4 protein-coding genes and 1 pseudogene are annotated in these 2947 nt (G+C 72.7%); all 5 read left to right on the forward strand.

The features are described 5' to 3' along the window. Positions 1–396 (forward strand): annotated as a pseudogene (locus tag KS423_RS42355) (hypothetical protein); the annotation flags it as partial. Between the two features lie 83 nt (positions 397–479). After that, on the forward strand, positions 480–860 hold the full coding sequence (locus KS423_RS42360) for an alpha-ketoglutarate-dependent dioxygenase AlkB (protein ID WP_308020319.1): 381 nt from the start codon (positions 480–482) through the stop codon (positions 858–860). A 125-nt stretch (positions 861–985) separates the two neighbouring features. After that, positions 986–1498 (forward strand): methylated-DNA--[protein]-cysteine S-methyltransferase, encoded by a 513-nt coding sequence (locus KS423_RS42365; RefSeq protein WP_224285032.1) that lies wholly within the window; start codon positions 986–988, stop codon positions 1496–1498. A 54-nt stretch (positions 1499–1552) separates the two neighbouring features. Then, positions 1553–2185: a DNA-3-methyladenine glycosylase I gene (locus KS423_RS42370; protein ID WP_224285033.1), complete on the forward strand. Its 633-nt coding sequence runs from the start codon at positions 1553–1555 to the stop codon at positions 2183–2185. Then, a partial coding sequence (locus KS423_RS42375; RefSeq protein ID WP_308020318.1) for an AlkA N-terminal domain-containing protein occupies positions 2182–2947 on the forward strand: 766 nt, incomplete at its 3' end. The genes KS423_RS42370 and KS423_RS42375, both read left to right, overlap by 4 nt.

Raw genomic sequence — 2947 nt, forward strand, 5'->3', positions numbered from 1 at the left:
GGCTCCGGCCGGACCCCGGCCGCACTGGCCGCCGCCGACGCGATCACCCGGGCCTGGCAGGCCGCCGGCGGCGTCGTGGCCGCCACGACCACCTGGCCGGAGACCGCAGCCTCCTGGCTGCGCCAGGCCCGCCACTTCGCCGACGCGCCGGCCGACGTGTGGGTGATGACCGGCCCGGAGACCGGCTGGGCCCAGGTGGCCCGGCGGCTGCTGTGGTCCACGTCCTGGCGGCCCGACCGCACCCTGGCCACCGCCGCCATCGGCAGCCCCGCCACACTGGCCCTGGTCGGCGCCCGGCAGCTGTCCGGCCTGACCGGAGCCTGCGCGAACGGCGCCACCTGGACCGTCACAGACGGCGGCGGCCTCACGGTCACCGGCCCCGGAGCACCACGATGACGGCGCTGTTCGACCTGCCGGAGATGCCGTGCGAGGCGGTCAGCCCCGCCCCCGGGGCACACCTGCTGCCCGGCTGACTCACCCTGGCCCAGCAGGCGTGGCTCGACGGCCAGTACACCCCCGACGCGGCGCTGGTGAACATCTACGCCACCGGCGCCCACCTGGACATGCACCAGGACCACAACGAACTCAGCCGGGCGCCGGTGGCGTCGCTGTCGATCGGCGACGCCTGCACCTTCCCCTTCGGCAACACCGCCACCCGCACCAAGCCCTACACCGACCTGCTCCTGCTCTCCGGCGACCTGTTCGTCTTCGGCGGCCAGTCCCGTCTGGCCTACCACGGCGTGCCCCGCATCCACCCCGACACCACCCCGGCCGGCTGCGACCTGGCTGCCGGCCGCGTCAGCATCACCCTGCGCATGACCGGCACGGCCGCCCCTCCGAACAAACCCGCGCCCCGATGAGTACGACTGCCCCGAGCGCCGCACCCCCGGGGGAGTTTCCGCCCATCTCGTCATCGCGTCTCACGTTTCAGGGCGCCCGCGCGTCTTCACCACAGACAGGCAGCAGGTGCAGACGGGAGATCGACATGGACGTCCGACACGCCTACGTGGACAGCCCGGTGGGACCGCTCCTGGTCATCGCCGGCGACGACGCTCTGGTCGGGCTGTACTTTCCGGGCTACCGGTACACGCCCCGGCCTACGGCGTGGGGCCGGCGCGCCGACATCCCGGCCGACCCGGTCCTGGCGCAGGCCCGCAGTGAACTCGACGAGTACTTCGCCGGACAGCGGCAGGTGTTCGACGTTCCGGCGGTGACGAACGGTGACGAATTCGAGGAACAGGTCTGGGCGCAGCTGCGCGAGATCCCGTACGGCGTGCGGATCACCTACGGCGACATCGCGGTCGAGCTGGGCAGCAAGGGGTTCGCTCAGTCCGTGGGCCAGGCCGTGGGGCGCAACCCGGTGAGCATCGTCATCCCCTGCCACCGGGTGGTGGGCGCGGGCGGCAAGCTCACCGGATTCGGCGGCGGGCTGGAGCGCAAGCAACTCCTGTTGGACCTGGAGGAGCCGGCCGAGTCCCGGGCCCGACGGCTGTTCTAGCCGCGACCCCACAACTCACCCGCCCTCTTGAAGAACAGCGAGGAATCTTCCCCGATGGCCAGCGACACCGCCCCCGTCCCCAAGCATCCCGCCGACCCCGGGGCCGTGGTCGGCGAGGACGGGCTTGCCCGCCCCGCCTGGGCCAGCACCGATCCGCTGCTCCGCCAGTACTACGACACCGAGTGGGGCATGCCCGTGCGCGACGAACGCGGCCTGTACGAACGCATCAGCCTGGAAGCCTTCCAGGCCGGGCTGTCGTGGGCGACGATCCTGCGCAAGCGACCGGCGTTCCGCGCCGCGTTCGACGACTTCGACCCCGACCGGGTCGCCCGCTACGGCGACACCGACGTCGAACGCCTCATGGCCGACGCCGACATCGTCCGCAACCGCGCGAAGATCCTCGCGGCCGTGACCAACGCCCAGGCGACCGTCCGGCTGCGCGAACACGGCGGCCTGGCCGACTTCGTGTGGCGGTTCAAGCCGCTCGACACCCCCAGGCCGCGCACGTTCGCCGAGATCCCCACCACCTCCCCCGAATCGCGGGCCCTGTCCAAAGCACTTCGCGCGCAAGGGTTCGCATTCGTCGGCCCGACCACCATGCACGCCCTGATGGAAGCCATCGGCATCATCGACACCCACCTGCTGGACTCCCACCGCCGCGGCTCCTCCGGAATCTGGCCGGCATGACCCCCACCACCCGGCGCCCCTGCCCGGTGGGGCCGTTCGACCACCACACAGCCCCGGCCACCCTCACCGCCCACCGCATCGAAGGACTGCTCGCGATCGACCCCGAACACGCCGTCCTGCAACGCTGGACCGACATCGACAACCACCCCGTCGCCGTCACACTGCACCTCCACGCCACAGGCGTCACCGTGAGGACCCGCGACGGCTCCCGCACCCTGGACCAGACGGACCGCGAGCGGGTACGCAGATGGTTCGACCTCGACGCCGACATCGCCGCGATCGACGCCGCGTTCGCCGCAGACCCCGTCCTGGGCCCGCTGGTGACCGAACGCCCGGGGGTGCGGATCACCCGGTTCCACAGCGCGTACGAAGCCGCGCTGTTCACCGTCATCGGGCAGCAGGTGTCCCTGGCCGCCGCCCGGCTGTTCGGTTCACGGCTGATCGCCGCCTACGGCGCCGACGGCCCCGACCCCGCGTTCGGCGGCGGCCTGCGCCTGCTCCCTTCCCCCCAGATGATCGCCCGCCAGAACGTCGAGGAATTGCGTGCCCGCATCGGCCTGACCCGTGCCCGCGCCCGCACCGTCCTGGCCGTCGCCGAACTGTTCGCCGACCTCGGCGACACCGAGAACCTGCCCGGCCGCGCCACCCTCGCCGCCGCCTACGGCGTGGGCCCTTGGACGGTGGACTACCTGGCCGTACGCGCCGGCACCGGCCCCGACGCCTTCCCCGCCGGCGACGCGGTCCTGTGCCGCGCCCTGGCCG

Source organism: Streptomyces sp. LS1784 (assembly GCF_020103755.1).
Classification (GTDB): domain Bacteria; phylum Actinomycetota; class Actinomycetes; order Streptomycetales; family Streptomycetaceae; genus Kitasatospora.